This is a genomic window from Streptomyces sp. NPDC127098, assembly GCF_042722465.1.
Taxonomy (GTDB): Bacteria; Actinomycetota; Actinomycetes; order Streptomycetales; family Streptomycetaceae; genus Streptomyces; species Streptomyces millisiae.
Genome location: NZ_JBHXFJ010000021.1, coordinates 1 through 15,067 on the forward strand (window position 1 = coordinate 1; position 15,067 = coordinate 15,067).

At 75.0% G+C, this 15,067-nt stretch carries 12 protein-coding genes; 2 read left to right on the forward strand and 10 right to left on the reverse strand.

Annotation, left to right across the window (positions count from 1 at the left end; all coding sequences use genetic code 11):
• Positions 1-315 precede the first annotated feature (315 nt).
• The gene (locus tag ACFWI8_RS15695) at positions 316-1,326 is read right to left on the reverse strand and encodes a stage II sporulation protein M (protein ID WP_387090902.1); all 1,011 of its coding nucleotides are present in this window, start codon (positions 1,324-1,326) and stop codon (positions 316-318) included.
• A 56-nt stretch (positions 1,327-1,382) separates the two neighbouring features.
• On the opposite strand from ACFWI8_RS15695, the gene ACFWI8_RS15700 reads away from it, so the two are divergent.
• Complete coding sequence (locus ACFWI8_RS15700) at positions 1,383-2,273, forward strand: RDD family protein (protein ID WP_387090904.1); 891 nt, start codon at positions 1,383-1,385, stop codon at positions 2,271-2,273.
• On the opposite strand, the gene ACFWI8_RS15705 is transcribed toward ACFWI8_RS15700, so the two are convergent.
• The 7 genes from ACFWI8_RS15705 to ACFWI8_RS15735 all read right to left on the reverse strand — a co-directional run bounded on the left by ACFWI8_RS15705 (position 2,257) and on the right by ACFWI8_RS15735 (position 9,208).
• Positions 2,257-2,889, reverse strand: coding sequence for a hypothetical protein (locus ACFWI8_RS15705; protein WP_387090906.1), 633 nt, complete (start codon positions 2,887-2,889; stop codon positions 2,257-2,259). The genes ACFWI8_RS15700 and ACFWI8_RS15705 overlap by 17 nt on opposite strands.
• A 69-nt stretch (positions 2,890-2,958) precedes the next feature.
• Positions 2,959-4,413, reverse strand: coding sequence for an adenosylhomocysteinase (ahcY, locus tag ACFWI8_RS15710; RefSeq protein ID WP_387090908.1), 1,455 nt, complete (start codon positions 4,411-4,413; stop codon positions 2,959-2,961).
• A 227-nt stretch (positions 4,414-4,640) separates the two neighbouring features.
• Positions 4,641-5,831: a mannose-6-phosphate isomerase, class I gene (gene manA, locus ACFWI8_RS15715; protein ID WP_387090910.1), complete on the reverse strand. Its 1,191-nt coding sequence runs from the start codon at positions 5,829-5,831 to the stop codon at positions 4,641-4,643.
• Positions 5,832-5,870: 39 nt separating this feature from the next.
• Positions 5,871-7,037, reverse strand: a complete 1,167-nt coding sequence (locus ACFWI8_RS15720; RefSeq protein WP_387090913.1) for an SIS domain-containing protein — start codon at positions 7,035-7,037, stop codon at positions 5,871-5,873.
• Positions 7,038-7,101: 64 nt separating this feature from the next.
• Complete coding sequence (locus ACFWI8_RS15725; RefSeq protein ID WP_311601955.1) at positions 7,102-7,275, reverse strand: Trm112 family protein; 174 nt, start codon at positions 7,273-7,275, stop codon at positions 7,102-7,104.
• Positions 7,276-7,381: 106 nt separating this feature from the next.
• Positions 7,382-8,740, reverse strand: coding sequence for a phosphomannomutase/phosphoglucomutase (locus ACFWI8_RS15730; RefSeq protein WP_387090917.1), 1,359 nt, complete (start codon positions 8,738-8,740; stop codon positions 7,382-7,384).
• Positions 8,741-8,824: 84 nt separating this feature from the next.
• Complete coding sequence (locus ACFWI8_RS15735; RefSeq protein ID WP_311602023.1) at positions 8,825-9,208, reverse strand: DUF3499 domain-containing protein; 384 nt, start codon at positions 9,206-9,208, stop codon at positions 8,825-8,827.
• A gap of 179 nt (positions 9,209-9,387) precedes the next feature.
• On the opposite strand from ACFWI8_RS15735, the gene ACFWI8_RS15740 reads away from it, so the two are divergent.
• Entirely contained in the window at positions 9,388-9,846 is a 459-nt protein-coding gene (locus ACFWI8_RS15740; protein WP_387090919.1) for a metallopeptidase family protein, read from the forward strand.
• Between the two features lie 48 nt (positions 9,847-9,894).
• Here ACFWI8_RS15740 and ACFWI8_RS15745 read toward each other — a convergent pair whose 3' ends face one another.
• Together ACFWI8_RS15745 and ACFWI8_RS15750 are read right to left on the reverse strand one after the other, a co-directional pair.
• Positions 9,895-11,430, reverse strand: a complete 1,536-nt coding sequence (locus ACFWI8_RS15745) for a DUF5719 family protein (RefSeq protein WP_387090922.1) — start codon at positions 11,428-11,430, stop codon at positions 9,895-9,897.
• Positions 11,427-15,032, reverse strand: coding sequence for a glycosyltransferase family 2 protein (locus tag ACFWI8_RS15750; protein ID WP_387090925.1), 3,606 nt, complete (start codon positions 15,030-15,032; stop codon positions 11,427-11,429). The genes ACFWI8_RS15745 and ACFWI8_RS15750 overlap by 4 nt, the downstream gene beginning before the upstream one ends.
• Positions 15,033-15,067 lie beyond the last annotated feature (35 nt).

Here is a 15,067-nt window from a genome sequence, read left to right on the forward strand (position 1 = left end):
CTGGCATTGACTTCTTGGCACACTGTTGAGTTCTCAAGGAACGGACGCTACCTTCGGTTCCCTTTCGGGCCCCTCCGGGCTTCCCTTCGGTGTTCACTACTTTAGAACCATCTCCCGCCGGATTCCAAATCCGGCCCCGGAGAAGCTGTTTCAGGGAACCCAAAACAAACCCTCGCGGGCAGAGCGTTCAGACGCAGTGAGTGCCACACGTGGTGGCGGGATTGCTTCCACTCGCGCTCCGGAGTGACCGGCGGCTTTGTGGCAGCTCGGAGAACATTACGCCTCGGAAGGAGCGACGTCAAGCCACGGCGGCGGTCAGGCGGCGACCGGGGCCTCCGCGGCCCGGTCGGCCGCCGCCAGGTCGCCCGTCTCACCGGCGGCCGCGGCCCGCCGGCCGAGGACGAAGACGTAGGTGAGGAAGGCAAGTTCGGCCACCACGCCGATGGCGATGCGGGCCCAGGTGGGCAGCCCCGAGGGGGTGACGAAGCCCTCGATCAGGCCCGACACCAGCAGCACGGCGGCGAGTCCGATGGCCATGCCGATGGCCGCCCGGCCCTCCTGGGCCAGGGCGGTGCCACGGGTGCGCGGCCCTGGGTCGATCACCGTCCAGCCGAGGCGCAGCCCCACGCCGGCGGCGACGAAGACGGCCGTCAGCTCCAGCAGCCCGTGCGGGAGGATCAGGCCGAGGAAGACGTCGAGACGGTCGGCGGACGCCATCAGGCCGACCCCGGCGGCCACGTTGACCACGTTCTGCAGCATGACCCAGAGCACGGGCAGCCCGAGCAGCGCGCCGAAGGCCAGGCAGAGACCGGCGACCTGCGCGTTGTTCGTCCACACCTGGGCGGAGAAGGCGGCGGCCGGGCTGCTGGAGTAGTAGGTCTCGTACGAGCCGCCCGGGCGGGTCATCTCGCGGAGCTCCGCGGGGGCTGCCATCGCGAGGCGCACCTCCGGGTTGGCGGCGATCCACCAGCCGAAGGCCGCCACCAGCAGCGTGAACACCAGGGCGGTCGGCACCCACCAGTGGCGGGTGCGGTAGCAGGCGGCGGGGAAGCCCGCGGTGAAGAAGTGCAGGGCGTCGCGCCAGGTGGCCTTCCTGCTGCCGACCACGGCGCTGCGGGCCCTGGCCACCAGGGTGGTGAGGCGGCTGACCAGCGCGGGGTCGGGTGCGGAGGAGCGGAGCTGGGAGAGGTGGGTGGCCGTGCGTTGGTAGAGCGTGACCAGCTCGTCCACCTCGGCGCCGCTGAGCCGGGCGCGCCGGCGACGCAGCAGGGCTTCGAGCCGGTCCCACTCGGCGCGGTGGGCCGCGGTGAACACGTCGAGGTCCATGTCCTGAAGCTTGTCAGACGCCGATGTCAGACTGTCCAGTGGAAGGGGGATGCCGGATGAGCCAGCTGGTGACGGGCGACGCGGTGGTGCTGGGGCTGCAGCCCGCGCGGCTGCCGAGTCGGCTGATGGCGCTCGTGATCGACCTGGTGGTGGTCGTCGGCGGCTATCTGCTGCTGTCGGTGGTGTTGCTGAGCACGGTGCTCTCGCTCGGCACGGCCACGGCGGACGCGGTCGGTGTGGCGCTGCTGTTGCTGGTGCTGGTGGGGGTGCCCATCGCGGTGGAGACGCTGAGCAAGGGCCGGTCGCTCGGGAAGCTGGTGTTCGGGCTGCGGGTGGTGCGGGTGGACGGCGGGCCGGTCCGGTTCCGGCACGCGCTGGTGCGGGGGGCCGTGGGCTTCGTCGAGATCCTGCTGACGGCGGGCTCGGTGGCGTGCATCGCCTCGCTGGTGTCCGCCGAGGGGCGGCGGCTCGGCGACGTGTTCGGGGGGACGCTGGTGGTCAGGGAGCGGCTGCCGGTCACGGCCGCGGCGCCGTTGCCTCCGCCGCCGCCGTGGATCGCCGGGGAGTTCGCGCAGCTCGACCTGTCCCGGGTGCCCGACCAGCTGTGGTTGGCGGCGCGGCAGTTGCTCGGTCGGCTGGGGCAGTTGGACCAGGGGGTGGCCTGGTCGATGTCGGCGCGGCTGGCGAACGACGTGATGGCTTCGGTCGGGGTCCCGGCTCCGCAGGGGATGCCGCCGGCGGCCTATCTGGCGGCGCTGGTGGCCGAGCGGCAGCGGCGGGAGGCGGCGCGGGTCTTCGGGGGGCAGCCGGTTCAGCCGGCGCCGCCCGCGGTCCAGGCGCCGTGGCCGCCGGTTCAGGCGGCGCCGGTCGAGGCGGTCCACCGGCGGGAGATACCCGAGCGGCCCGGGGAGGCGCCCCGGGCGGGTGGGTTCACTCCCCCGGCGTAGCGGCGATGGTGGGGGACGGCGGGGAGTCCAGGTCGGCGAGCTCGATGCCGGGGGCGGCGAGCACGACGTCGCCGGCCAGGTGGACGGTGTGGCGTTCGCCGGTCTCCTGGTCGTCGACCTGGTAGGCGCGCACGGTCAGCGGGCCGCTGTCGGTGGGGTGGGTCTCGGTGCCCAGCAGGGTCCAGGCCTCGTCGTGGGTGCGCGGGGCGAGCACGGGCGGCGTCAGGGCGACCAGGCGGATCCGGGCCCTCGGCTCCTCGGGGGTGAGGCGCAGCAGGTGGGCGGTGGCGACGGCGAAGGCCGGTGAGGCGCCGGTGAAGGCGCGGGCCGCGGCGTTGCCCTCGGTGGCCCGCTCGCCGGTGGTGGCCATCCGCACCCAGGTCACGCCGTCGAGGGCGGCGCCGCGCACCTGCCAGTCGGCGGAGCGGAGTTCGAGGCGGACGGGGCGGCCGAGGTGGTCGAGGGTGAGGTCGACGGCGCCCGTGGGTCGGCCGGCGGGGTCGTCGAGGCGGGAGACGTAGCGCCAGCCGGTGGGCCCGGGGGCGCACTGGAAGTGCTCCTCGCCGAGGGGGGTCCCGTCGGCGGGATCGTGCAGCAGGTAGCGGCCGCGTGGCATGGGGAGGTGGTGGGGCGTGGCGCCCGGCCGGTGGTCGGCCGGGCGCCTGCCTTCCGGGTCGGTGGTGGCTCAGTACCGGTAGTGGTCGGGCTTGTAGGGGCCCTCGACCGGGACGCCGATGTACTCGGCCTGCTCGGGGCGCAGCTCGGTGAGCCGGGCGCCGAGGGCGTCCAGGTGGAGGCGGGCCACCTTCTCGTCGAGCAGCTTGGGCAGCGTGTAGACGCCCGTGGGGTACTCGCTGGTCTTGGTGAAGAGCTCGATCTGGGCGATCGTCTGGTTGGCGAAGCTGTTGGACATGACGAACGACGGGTGGCCGGTCGCGTTGCCCAGGTTCAGCAGGCGGCCCTCGGAGAGCACGATGATGTTGTGCCCGTCGGGGAAGGTCCAGGTGTGGACCTGGGGCTTGATCTCGTCCTTGACGATGCCGGGGATCTTGGCGAGGCCGGCCATGTCGATCTCGTTGTCGAAGTGGCCGATGTTGCCGACGATCGCCTGGTGCTTCATCCGGGCCATGTCGGAGGCGAGGATGATGTCCTTGTTGCCGGTGGTGGTGATGAAGATGTCGGCGGTCTCCACCACGTCCTCGAGGCGGACGACCTGGTAGCCGTCCATGGCGGCCTGGAGGGCGCAGATCGGGTCGACCTCGGTGACCACGACGCGGGCGCCCTGGCCGCGGAGGGACTCGGCGCAGCCCTTGCCGACGTCGCCGTAGCCGCAGACGACGGCGGTCTTGCCACCGATGAGGACGTCGGTGCCGCGGTTGATGCCGTCGACCAGCGAGTGGCGGACCCCGTACTTGTTGTCGAACTTCGACTTGGTGACGGCGTCGTTGACGTTGATGGCCGGGAAGAGCAGGGTGCCTTCCTTGAACATCGCGTAGAGCCGGTGCACGCCGGTGGTGGTCTCCTCGGTGACGCCGCGGATGTCGGCGGCGGCCTGGGTCCACTTCTGCGGGTTCTCGGCCAGGGTCCTGGTGAGCAGTTCGAGGATGACGCGGTGCTCCTCGTTGGAGGCCTCGGTGGCCGGGTCCGGCACCCTGCCGGCCTTCTCGTACTCGACGCCGTCGTGCACGAGCAGGGTGGCGTCGCCGCCGTCGTCCAGGATCATGTTGGGGCCGCCGGAGGGGGCGTCGTCCCAGGTGAGCGCCTGCTCGGTGCACCACCAGTACTCTTCGAGCGTCTCGCCCTTCCAGGCGAAGACGGGGATGCCGGCGGCGGCGATGGCGGCGGCCGCGTGGTCCTGGGTGGAGAAGATGTTGCAGGAGGCCCAGCGCACGCGGGCGCCGAGGGCCACCAGGGTCTCGATGAGGACGGCGGTCTGCACGGTCATGTGCAGGGAGCCGGTGATCCGGGCGCCGGCGAGCGGCTGGGCGGCGGCGTACTCCTCGCGGATCGCCATCAGGCCCGGCATCTCGTGCTCGGCGAGGGTGATCTCCTTGCGCCCGAACGCGGCCAGCGAGAGGTCGGCGACCTTGAAGTCCTTGGCGTCCAGGGGGGTCTGAGCGTCGTTGGCGCTCGTCGTCATGACGGCTTGCTCCTCACAGCGGTGAGTGTTCACGGACAGGGTGCGGCGGCGGACGGGCACACGTGTGCGCTCGCCCGGGCTTCACGGTCCGTCGGAGGGCCTTCTTTCCCCTCGGCCGGGCGGCCCGCTCGGGGCGCCCGACTGCCATCAGCAGCGACGTAATGACTCTGCCGAATCTACACCGGATGGCGGCGGCGCCCCAGCGGCACCGGAAGATCCCGGCCGTGTCAGGCGGCCGCCGGGGTGGGTGCGGTGGTGGCGCGGAAGAGGGTGCCCTCGCCTCCGACGTCGACGGTCTCGGTGGCCGACACGTACGCCGACTCCCCCGCGGCCAGGTCGAGTCGGGCGCCGTCGCGGTCGCGCAGCGCGATCCGGCCGGCGGTGCACAGCAGGATGCCGGGGGTGCCGGCGGGCAGGGTGCGGGTGGGCGCGCGCCCGTCCAGGACGTGCCGGCTGAGCCGGAACTCGCCGATGGGCGTGGGGTACTCCTGGTCGGGGTCGCCGCCGGCCCGCAGCACGCCGGGCTCGGTGGCCTCGAAGCGGACGACGCGCAGCAGTTCGGGGACGTCGACGTGCTTGGGGGTGAGGCCGCAGCGCAGCACGTTGTCGGAGTTGGCCATGATCTCGACGCCGAAGCCGCTGAGGTAGGCGTGCGGGACGCCGGCGCCGAGGTAGAGGGCCTCGCCCGGCTGGAGTCGGACGCGGTTCAGGAGCAGGGCGGCGACGACGCCGGGGTCGCCGGGGTAGTGGCGGGCCGCCTCGGCGTAGGCGGCGTGATCAGGTCCTGTGCCGGCGGCGAGCGCCTCGGTGGTCTTGTGGACGGTGTCCGCCATGGCGACCGGGTCGGCGGTGAGGACGGCCGTGAGGACCTCGCGCAGCGCGTCGCCCTCGGGCCGGGCCCGCAGCAGGTCGGCGTAGGGCTTGAGCTCGTCGACGCCGAGGCCGTCGAGGAGTTCGGCGGTCTCGGCGGCCGGGCGGAAGCCACAGAGGCCGTCGAAGGGGGTGAGGGCGCAGATGAGCTCGGGCTTGTGGTTGGCGTCCTTGTAGTTGCGGTGCGCGGCGTCGACGGGGACGCCGCGCGCCTCCTCGTCGGCGAAGCCGGCCGCGGCCTGGGCCAGGTCGGGGTGGACCTGGAGGGAGAGCGGCGTCTCGGCGGCGAGCAGCTTGAGCAGGAACGGCAGCCGGGGGCCGTAGGCGGTCAGGGTGGCGTCGCCGAGCTCGCCGGCCGGGTCGGCGGCGATCACGTCGGCGAGCGAGACGGGACCGGCGCCCCGGTCGAGGCGGGAGGGGGCGCCGGGGTGGGCGCCCATCCACAGTTCGGCCTGCGGCTCCCCGGTGGGCTCGACACCGAGCAGTCGCGGTATGGCGGTGGGCGAACCCCAGGCGTAGGGGCGGACGGTGTTGGTGAGGCGGTCCATCGGGGGTGGTTCCTTCTGCTTGGTCCGGGGCGGCCCGGGTCAGGTGCGGGGGCCGGCGGCGAGGGCCAGGTAGACGGCGGCGAAGTCGAGTTGGGCGATCAGTTCGGCGGCGACGACCAGCGGGTTGGGCGCGGGGTCGGGGCCGGCGGTGGCCGAGGTTTCCAACTCGCCGAAGGCCGTGCCCTGTTCGAACGCGAGTTGGCGGGCGGCCGCGGCGGCGCCCGCGGTCTCGCCCTCGGTCTCCGGGAGCGGGCCGCGCAGCAGCAGTACGCGGGCGTGCAGCGGGGCCGGCTCGTCGACGCGGTCGCGGAAGAAGTCGTCCGGGTCGCCGGCGCCCGGGGCCAGGTCGCCGCCGAGCAGCGCGCCGTGCGCGGTGAGCGCCTCGGGGAGCGGGGCGGTGAGGGTGGGGCGGCCGGCGAGCCCGGTGAGGGTGGCGGCGGCGTGCCGGGCGGCGGCGCGGGCGACCGGGCCCTCGCTCCACAGCAGCGGCAGCGCGGCGGCGAACTCGGCGGCCAGGGTCTTGGCCGGGTTGCCGTGGGTGCGGCTGGTGGGGCCGCAACGCTCGGCGACGGCGTCCAGGGCGTCGGCCATGGCGAGCAGCGACTCGCGGTCCGCCTCGAAGAGGTCGAGCCGGTCGCCGAGCAGCAGGAGCGGGGCGACGAGCGCCCAGCCCGGGCCCGGGGCGCCGGGGTGCGCGGCCGGCTCGTGGTGGGGCGAGGGGCTGTGCGGGATGACGAGGTTGCGGCGGTTGCGCGTGGCGTCGGCGAGCGGGGAGCCGGCCGGGGTGACGGTGACGATGGCGCAGCCGCGCCGGTGGGCGGCCTCGACGAGCAGGGAGAGCCCGGGCTCGGTGCCCTCGGCCGACGTGATGAGCAGCAGGTCGAGAGGGCCGGCCCAGCGGGGCAGCGGCCAGGTGAGCGCGCCCGGCGCGGCGAGGGCCCCGGTCGGGCGGAGCCGGGCGGCGCGCAGGCCGTCCTCGGCGAGGGCGTCGTACAGGTCGGCCACGAGCCGGGCTTCGGGTCCCGAGCCGGCGACCAGCACGGTGCCGGGGCGGCCCTCGGGGCGGAGCCTGGTCAGCTCGGACTCCTCGGCGCCGCGGACCGCGGTGCGGACGTGGGCGCCGGCCGCGGCGACCGCGCGCAGCAGGCCGCGCGGGTCGGCGCGCAGCAGCTCCTCGGTGGCGTCGAGCAGCGATTCGTCGATCATGCGGGGCTCTCCGATGCGTGCGCTGCGTGCTCGAGGGGCGCCGGCCGCGGGCCGCGGGCCGGGCTCAGTCGGCCCTGCGGGCCTCGTCCTCCAGGAGGACCGGGATGCCGTCCTCCACGGGGTAGGCCAGACCGCAGCCGTCGCCGGTGCAGACGAGCTCCTGGTCCGCCTCGCGCAGCGGCGCGTGGCAGACCGGGCAGGCGAGGATGTCGAGCAGGGCGGCTTCGACGAGTGACATGGCGTCCTCCTGCGGTTCTTCTCCGCTGATCACCCTACCCGCAGGCGTGCCGCCCCGGCACCGGAACCGGGCCGTCGGGGGCGGCACGCCGAGGCGGTGCGGTGGCTCAGCCGCGGACGATGGCCAGGACCTCGTCGCGGACCTTGTCGACGGTGGCGGCGTCGCGGGCCTCGATGTTCAGCCGGAGCAGCGGCTCGGTGTTGGACGGCCTGAGGTTGAACCACCAGTCGGCGGCGGTGACGGTGAGGCCGTCGAGCTCGTCGAGGGTGACGTCGGAGCGGTCGGCGTAGGCGGCGCGGACGGCGGCGGCGCGGCCGGCCTGGTCGTCGACGGTGCTGTTGATCTCGCCGGACGCCGGGTAGCGGTCGTAGGCGGCGACGAGCTCGGACAGCGGCCGGTCCTGCTCGCCGAGCGCGGCCAGCACGTGGAGCGCGGCGAGCATGCCGGTGTCGGCGTTCCAGAAGTCGCGGAAGTAGTAGTGGGCGGAGTGCTCGCCGCCGAAGATGGCGCCGGTGCGGGCCATCTCGGCCTTGATGAACGAGTGGCCGACGCGGGTGCGGACCGGGGTGCCGCCGTTCTCCCGCACCACTTCGGGCACCGACCAGGAGGTGATCAGGTTGTGGATCACGGTGCCGCCCGGGGACTTGGCCAGCTCGCGCGCCGCGACGAGGGCGGTGATGGCGGAGGGCGACACGGGCTCGCCGCGCTCGTCGACCACGAAGCAGCGGTCGGCGTCGCCGTCGAAGGCGAGGCCGATGTCGGCGCCGGTCTCCCTGACCCGGGCCTGGAGGTCGACGATGTTGGCCGGGTCGAGCGGGTTGGCCTCGTGGTTGGGGAAGGTGCCGTCGAGCTCGAAGTAGAGCGGGTCGACCTCCAGGGGCAGTCCGCCGAGAACGGTGGGCACGGTGTGGCCGCCCATGCCGTTGCCCGCGTCGACGACCACCTTCAGGGTGCGGATGCCGCTGAGGTCGACCAGGGAGCGCAGGTGGGCCGCGTAGTCGGCGAGCACGTTCCGCTGTTCGACGGTGCCAGGCTCGGCGACGGACTCGGGCGCGCCCTCCTCGGCCCACCGCTCGACGAGGGCCCTGATGTCGGCGAGGCCGCTGTCCTGGCCGACGGGCGCGGCGCCGGCGCGGCACATCTTGATGCCGTTGTAGCGGGCCGGGTTGTGGCTCGCGGTGAACATGGCGCCCGGCCGGTCGAGGGCACCGCTCGCGTAGTAGAGCTGGTCGGTCGAGCACAGGCCGATCTCGGTGACGTTCGCGCCGCGGGCGGCGGCGCCGCGGCCGAAGGCGGCGGCGAGGCCGGGGGACGAGGGCCGCATGTCGTGGCCGACGACGATGGCGTCGGCGCCGGTGATCTCGACGAACGCGGCGCCGAACAGGTTCGCGAGGCGCTCGTCCCACTGGTCGGGAACCACGCCGCGGACGTCGTACGCCTTGACGATCTGGGACAGGTCCGGCACAGCTGACCCCTTGTCTGAGTCGAGGAGGTGGCGATGGTGGCTGGTGTGAGGTGAGCGCTCCATCGCCAATGTACCGGGCGGCTGTTACGAGTCAGGGGACCGGAGGATGCGCAGGTGGCCGCGGCGGGCCACTTCCATCGGGTCGGCGCCCCGCGGCGGCGGTCCCGGCGGCGGGGGGCTCGGGCGCGACGGGGTGCGGGCGGCCTCGCGGACCGCGTCGGCCAGCGCCTCGAGGTCGTCCCCGCTGGGCCGGGCGGCGGCGGAGTCGATGGCGAGCCTGACGACCTCCCAGCCGCGGGGGGCGGTCAGCCGCTCCGAGTGCTCGGCGCACAGGTCGTAACAGTGGGGCTCGGCGTAGGTCGCGAGGGGGCCGAGGACGGCGGTGGAGTCCGCGTAGACATATGTCAGCGTCGCCACGGCGGGGCGGGCGCACGCGGTGCGCGAACAGCGACGGACGGGGCTCACGATGTTGGACCGTACCGCACTCCTGAGCGGGCCGCGACGACTCGGGGCGGCGTCACCCCGCCGTGTCGTCCCTGGGGCGTCCGCGCTGTGGGGATTCGCCTGGGAGGTCCCGCGTTGTCCCGTGCGGCCGGGTGCCGCGCGTTCTGACCTCCGGGCGTTCCGTCCTCTATGGTCGATGGTTGATGGACAAATCCAGCAGCGTCCCCCCGGCTCCTTCAGGACCGGCCGGCCACCGGCACCGGGACCGGCACGGCCGTGGCATGCGCGGTCCCGTGGCGCCTCCGCAGGTGCCGCTCGCGGCCAGCCGCGCCGAGACCTTCGACTCCCTCGTGCACGACTCCGCCGAGCGGCTGCGGCGGCGGCTGCCGCAGCTCGCCTCGGTGGACTTCGCGGTGCAGGAGGTGCCCTGGTTGGGCGGTGGCCAGACGCCCGAACCCGTCGACGCGGTGCCGCTCGGCGGGGTGGTGCGGGGCCGGCGCGGCCGCCCGGACCGGATCGTGGTCTACCGCAGGCCGGTGGAGTTGCGCAGCCGGGACCGCGAGGAGCGGGCGCAGCTGGTGCACGAGGTGTGTGTGGAGCAGGCGGCCGACCTGCTCGGGCTCGCGCCCGAGTCGGTCGACCCCAGGTACGGACAGGAGTGAGGGGCCGGGCGGGAGTGAGGGGCCGGGCGGGAGTGCGGCCGCGGCGGGTCAGTCGAGCATGATCGACAGGTCCTGGTCGGTGTCGGGGACCTCGACGGCGGAGCGGTCGTCGGGAAGGGTCTGGACGGTGAAGACGCGGGCGTCCGAGTCGCCCATGGTGAGGGTCCGGGCTGCGTACAGCGGGGCGCCGCTCGGCTGCACGGTAATCGCGTAGCTGCCCTGGGTGCCGTCGGGGATCTCCGGGCCGACGGTGAGGGTGGTCGCGCCGTCGACGGTGTAGGTCTCGGTGACCGGCTCGCCGCCCTCGGTGCCGGCGGAGATGGTGACGGAAACCTCGACCGCGTCGCCCGGGGCGACCAGCGCCAGGGTGGTGCCGGAGCCGGTGTTGCCGGAGACGGTGGCCCGCTCCTCGACGGGGGAGGTGGCGGGGATGAACGCCATCTCGGCGGCGCCCTCCTCGCCCCCGACGACCTGGAGCGCGGCGACCACACGTCCTGAGTCCGAACCGCCGGCGGGCGTCAGCACCAGCGAACTGGCCTCGCCCTGGGTGAGGTTGCCCAGGTCGAGGGCGGTGAGCTCGCCCGAGCGCAGTGACACGGTCTCGAAGCCGGCCGGGGTGATGGTGCCGCCGGGGCCCGCCAGGCCCACCTCCAGGGTGACGTCCTCGTCGCCCGGCGCGAACGCGACCAGCCGGACGCCGGTGGCCTCGGCCGGGATGCCGGGCAGCACGACGGGGCCGCCGGCCGGCGCGGTGGCGGGCGGCAGCCAGTCGGCGCCGCGCTGGTCGTCGACGGCCTCGATCTGGGCGCCGATCCGGCCGGTGCGGGCGGTGACGTGCACGGCCAGGTCGCCGATCGGCTCGTCGGTCAGGGTGGAGAGCCGGACCGGGACGGTGGTGCCGCCGGGGACGGTGAAGCCCTCGGGGGTGTCGGTCTCGACGCGGCCCTCGGGGCCGTACAGCTCGATGTCGACGACGGTGGCGGCGGCGTCCGGGTTGGTGATGTGGACGTAGTCGTGGCGGCTCTCCGCGGTGCTGGCGCCGGCGAACCAGAACTCCGTGTCGGGGGTCTGGCAGGCGGTGCCGAGCAGGCCGCGGCCGGTGCCGGCGTCGACGCGGGTGGTCTGCTGGACGGTCCAGCCGGGGGCCAGGCCGGCCTCGGCGGTGCCGGTGAGCGCGGGGGCGCCCGCGTCGGAGACGGTGACGGTGACCGGCGCGCCCGGCTCGGCGAGCGGCGCCACGGGCTCGGCCTCGGTCTCCTCGCCGGTCCCGCCGTTCTCGGCGTTCTCGTCCTCGTCGGCGGAGCCGGGCGAGTACTCGGGGGCGGGCAGCAGCTCGGCGGTGCCCCCCTCATCCGCGGCGGCCTCGGGTGCCGACGCGGGCGGGGTGAACGCGGTGTACCAGGTGGTGGCGAACTCGGAGGAGCTGGGCCGCGGGCAGGTGAGCGCGCTGCGCTCGACCGGGCGGGGCGACCGCGACTCAAGGGTCCGCAGCTCGGTGCCGTCGGCCGGGCGCAGCGCGGCCACACCGGTGATGGCGGCCAGCGCGGCGACGCCGGCCAGCAGGGACATGGTCGCGCGGTTCACCGCTGGTCGCTCCCGTCGCCGTGGTCGCCCGGATAGTCATACGGCGCGACATACCTCTGGTCGTAGCCCTGGTCGCCCCAGCCGTCGTGGCCCGGCTGCCGTGGGATCGGCTGGCCGGTCTGCGGGTAGGCCGCCGGGTCCTGGTACTCGGGCTGGTAGCCGGGCTGGTACGGGGCCTGCTGGTACTGGTCCTGGTAGGCGGCGTGGTCCTGGTAGCCGGTGTCGGCCCACTGGTCCTGGGCCTGGGCCGCCTGCTGCGGGACGTAGGCGGGTTCGGGCTCCGGAAGCCGCGGCTCCTCAGCCGGCGGGGCGGCGGCCGACTCGGCCTCGGCCTCGGCGGCCGCGATGCGGCGGGCCCGGCGGCCCTGGGGGGCCTCGGCGGGCGGCGCCTCCTCCTCCGGCAGGTCGTCGTCGAGCTCGCGGCGCCGGCCGGGCAGCGCGAGCACGGTCAGCACCAGCAGCGCGAAGCCCTGGGTCCACACCCACAGGGTGTGCCCGGTGGGCGTCTCGTGGACGATGTCGAGCCGGCCGCCGCCCTCCGGCAGCTCGAAGCCCTGCGCCCAGCCGAGGGTGACGGGGGTCAGCGGCGTGCCGTCCAGCGTGGCCCGCCAGTCGGGCGAGGCGGCGTCGGCCAGCCGCAGGACCCGGCCGGCCGGTCCTTCCGGCAGGTCGGCGTGCACCTCGACGGCGTCGGCCGAGATCGGCACGGGCTCGGCGTCGGCGCCCTCGCCCTCCTCGGGCGGGAGCACGGTGACGCGGGAGACCTCGCTGTCGACCCGCCACAGGGCGCTGCCGTCCTCCTGGCTGAGGCGCTGGAGGCCGGGGGTGGTGTCGAGGACGCGCTGGAGGCCGCGCGGCGAGCCGTCCTTGACCAGCACGTAGCGGATGGCGTACTCGGCGAGCACGGCGGTCTGGTCGGCGCCGGAGCCGGCGGCGAGGTTGCCCACCGCGATGCCCAGGTCGGTGTCGTCGCCCACGAGTTCGGCGAGCTCCGCGTCGCCGAGGCGGGCGCCGGAGCCGCGGGTCAGGGTGTAGTCGACGCGGCCCGGCGCGCCGCCGTCCGCGCCGGAGCCGCCGGCCAGCACCAGGGTGCGGGCCTGGTCGCGGGTCGAGCTCTCCTCGGCGACGAACGCCGGCACCTGCACGGGGTTGGCGCGCTCAAGCGGCCCGGCGGCGCCGGAGAGGATCCAGCCGGCGGCGACCAGCAGCGGGCCCGCGGCCGAGGCGCCGGCGATGGCGACGGCGACCGGCTGGCGCCAGCCGAAGCTCTGCGCGGCGACCCGGTAGCGGGCGCCGTCGGCGCCGAGCACCGCGGCGGCCAGCAGCGCGAGGCCGTAGACCAGGGTGGCGGGGCCCGCCCACCCCTCGCCGTCCGACCAGACGGCGAAGACGAGGCCGACCAGGGCGAAGGCCCAGGCGCTGAGGATGGCGAGCCGCCGCTCGGCGCGCAGCAGCGCCGCGAGCGCGGCGAGCACCAGGCCGGTGAGCAGCCAGGTCCCTGGCGTGCCGGGGCCGCCGGGGTTGATGTTGAGCAGTTGGAAGGCGCCGGCCTGGGAGGTGGTGAACGGCAGCCCGACCTCGCGCAGGAAGTCGGACGGGCTCAGCAGCACCGACCAGGACCAGGGGCCGAGCAGCACGGCGGGGGTGAGCAGCGCGGCGGCGAGGCGCGGGGCGCGGGCGCGGCGCAGCCCCGGCTCCTGACGGAGCGGCAGGGCGAGGGCGAGCACGGCGAGCAGCACGGCCATCGGCCACACGACGGGGGTGAAGGCGGTGGCGAAGGTCAGCAGCAGGGCGCAGGCCCAGGCGGCCCGCCAGGAGCCGCGGCCGGTGGGGCTGGCGAGCCCGGCGGCGGCGACGGCGGTGCGGGCGAGCGGCGGCAGCAGCACGGCGAGCACGGCGGTGCCGACCCGGCCGGCGGCCAGGGCGCCGGTGACGGCGGGCAGGAAGGCGTAGGCGACGCTGGCCCAGGCGCGCAGCAGCCGGGACATCACCAGCGGCGTCGAGCTGAGGTAGGCGCTGAGGCCGGCGAGCGGCACGGAGGCGACCAGCAGCAGCGACAGGGCGAGCCCGGGGCTGCCGAACAGCAGGCTGGAGAGGAGCGCGAGCAGGCCGAGGTAGGGCGGGGCCGAGGCGTCGCCGCCGGTGCCGACGGGCTGCCAGGTCTCCAGGTAGCGGTCCCACAGGGCGCCGGCCTCGCCGGGCGCGGGCAGCAGGGCGCCGCCGGTGAGGGCGCCGGAGCCGAGCAGTTCGCGGCAGGCGAGCAGCGAGGCGAGGAAGAGGACCAGGAAGAGCATGGGGCCCGGGCGGCGGGCGAGCCGCTTGACCCGGGCGAACTGCTCGATGTCCAGGGAGTCCGCCTCGTCGTCGGTCGGCCCGGACTCGACGGCGCCGTGCCGACCGCCGGAGGAGGCGGCGGGCTCCGAGCGGCCCGAGAAGTTGCTGACGACCTGTTCGACGGTGGCGCGGACGGTGGCGCCGGCCGGCGGGAAGTAGGGGCGGAGCTCCTTGGGGTCGCTGCCCGGGTCGACGATGCCGCGGCGGCGGCGCCTGGCGCCGAGGACGCGTCCCGGCACCAGCAGGGTGGAGAGCAGGCCGGCGGCCTCGTCGAGGGCGCGGCCCGGGAGCTTGCCGACGAGGTAGCCGAGGACCCGCAGCAGGGTGCCGAGGACGAGCCTGAAGAGGACCCAGGGCAGCACCGCGGTGCGGGCGTTGACGAGCAGCGTGTAGGCGGCGGCGGCCTTGTCGACGCGGTGCGGGCTGCCGCCGAGCCGGCCGCCGCAGTCGATGGTGCGGCGCTCGCGGGAGGCGGCCTCGGCGTGCCGCAGGACGGCGCCGGGGGCGATCAGCACCCGGTGCCCCGCGGCCTGGGCGCGCCAGCAGAGGTCGACGTCGTCACGCATCAGCGGCAGGCGCCTGTCGAAGCCGCCGAGCCGGTCGAAGACGTCGCGCCTGATGAGCATGCCGGCGGTGGAGACCGAGAGGACCGGCCTGACCTGGTCGTGTTGGCCCTGGTCCTGCTCGCGGCGGTCGAGTCCGGTCCAGCGGCGGCCGCTGTTGGCGATGGAGACGCCGATCTCGAGCAGCTGCCTGCGGTCGTACCAGCCGCGGAGCTTGGCGCCGATCACGGCGGCGGACGGGCTGGCGTCGGCCTGGCGCAGCAGTTCGAGGAGCGCGTCGGGCGCGGGGGCCGCGTCGTCGTGGAGCAGCCACAGCCAGTGCACCGGTTCCCCGTGCGGGAGTTCGGGCAGGTCGTAGACGTCGTTGTTCCACGTCCGGGTGGTGGGGTCCCAGGCGTTCGGCCGCTTCAGGTAGGGCAGGTCGTCCGGGGTGAGCACGGGCGCCGTGCGCACCGCCTCGGCGACGGCGGCACCGAAGCCGGTGCGGCGGGCGAGGTGGAGCACGCGCTCGGGGCCGAAGGCATCGCTGACCAGGGTGGCCGAGGAGTCGGCGCTGCCGGTGTCGGCGGCGATGACGTCCTGGACCGGGCGGTCCTGGCCGAGCAGGCCCGCAAGCACCTCGGGGAGCCAGCGTTCGCCGTCGTGCGAGACGAGCACCGCCGTGACGACGTGCTGGGGGAATTCAGGATGACTTTGCACGGACATCGAGGTGCGGACCCCGGTTCGCTGGACGGTGGTGG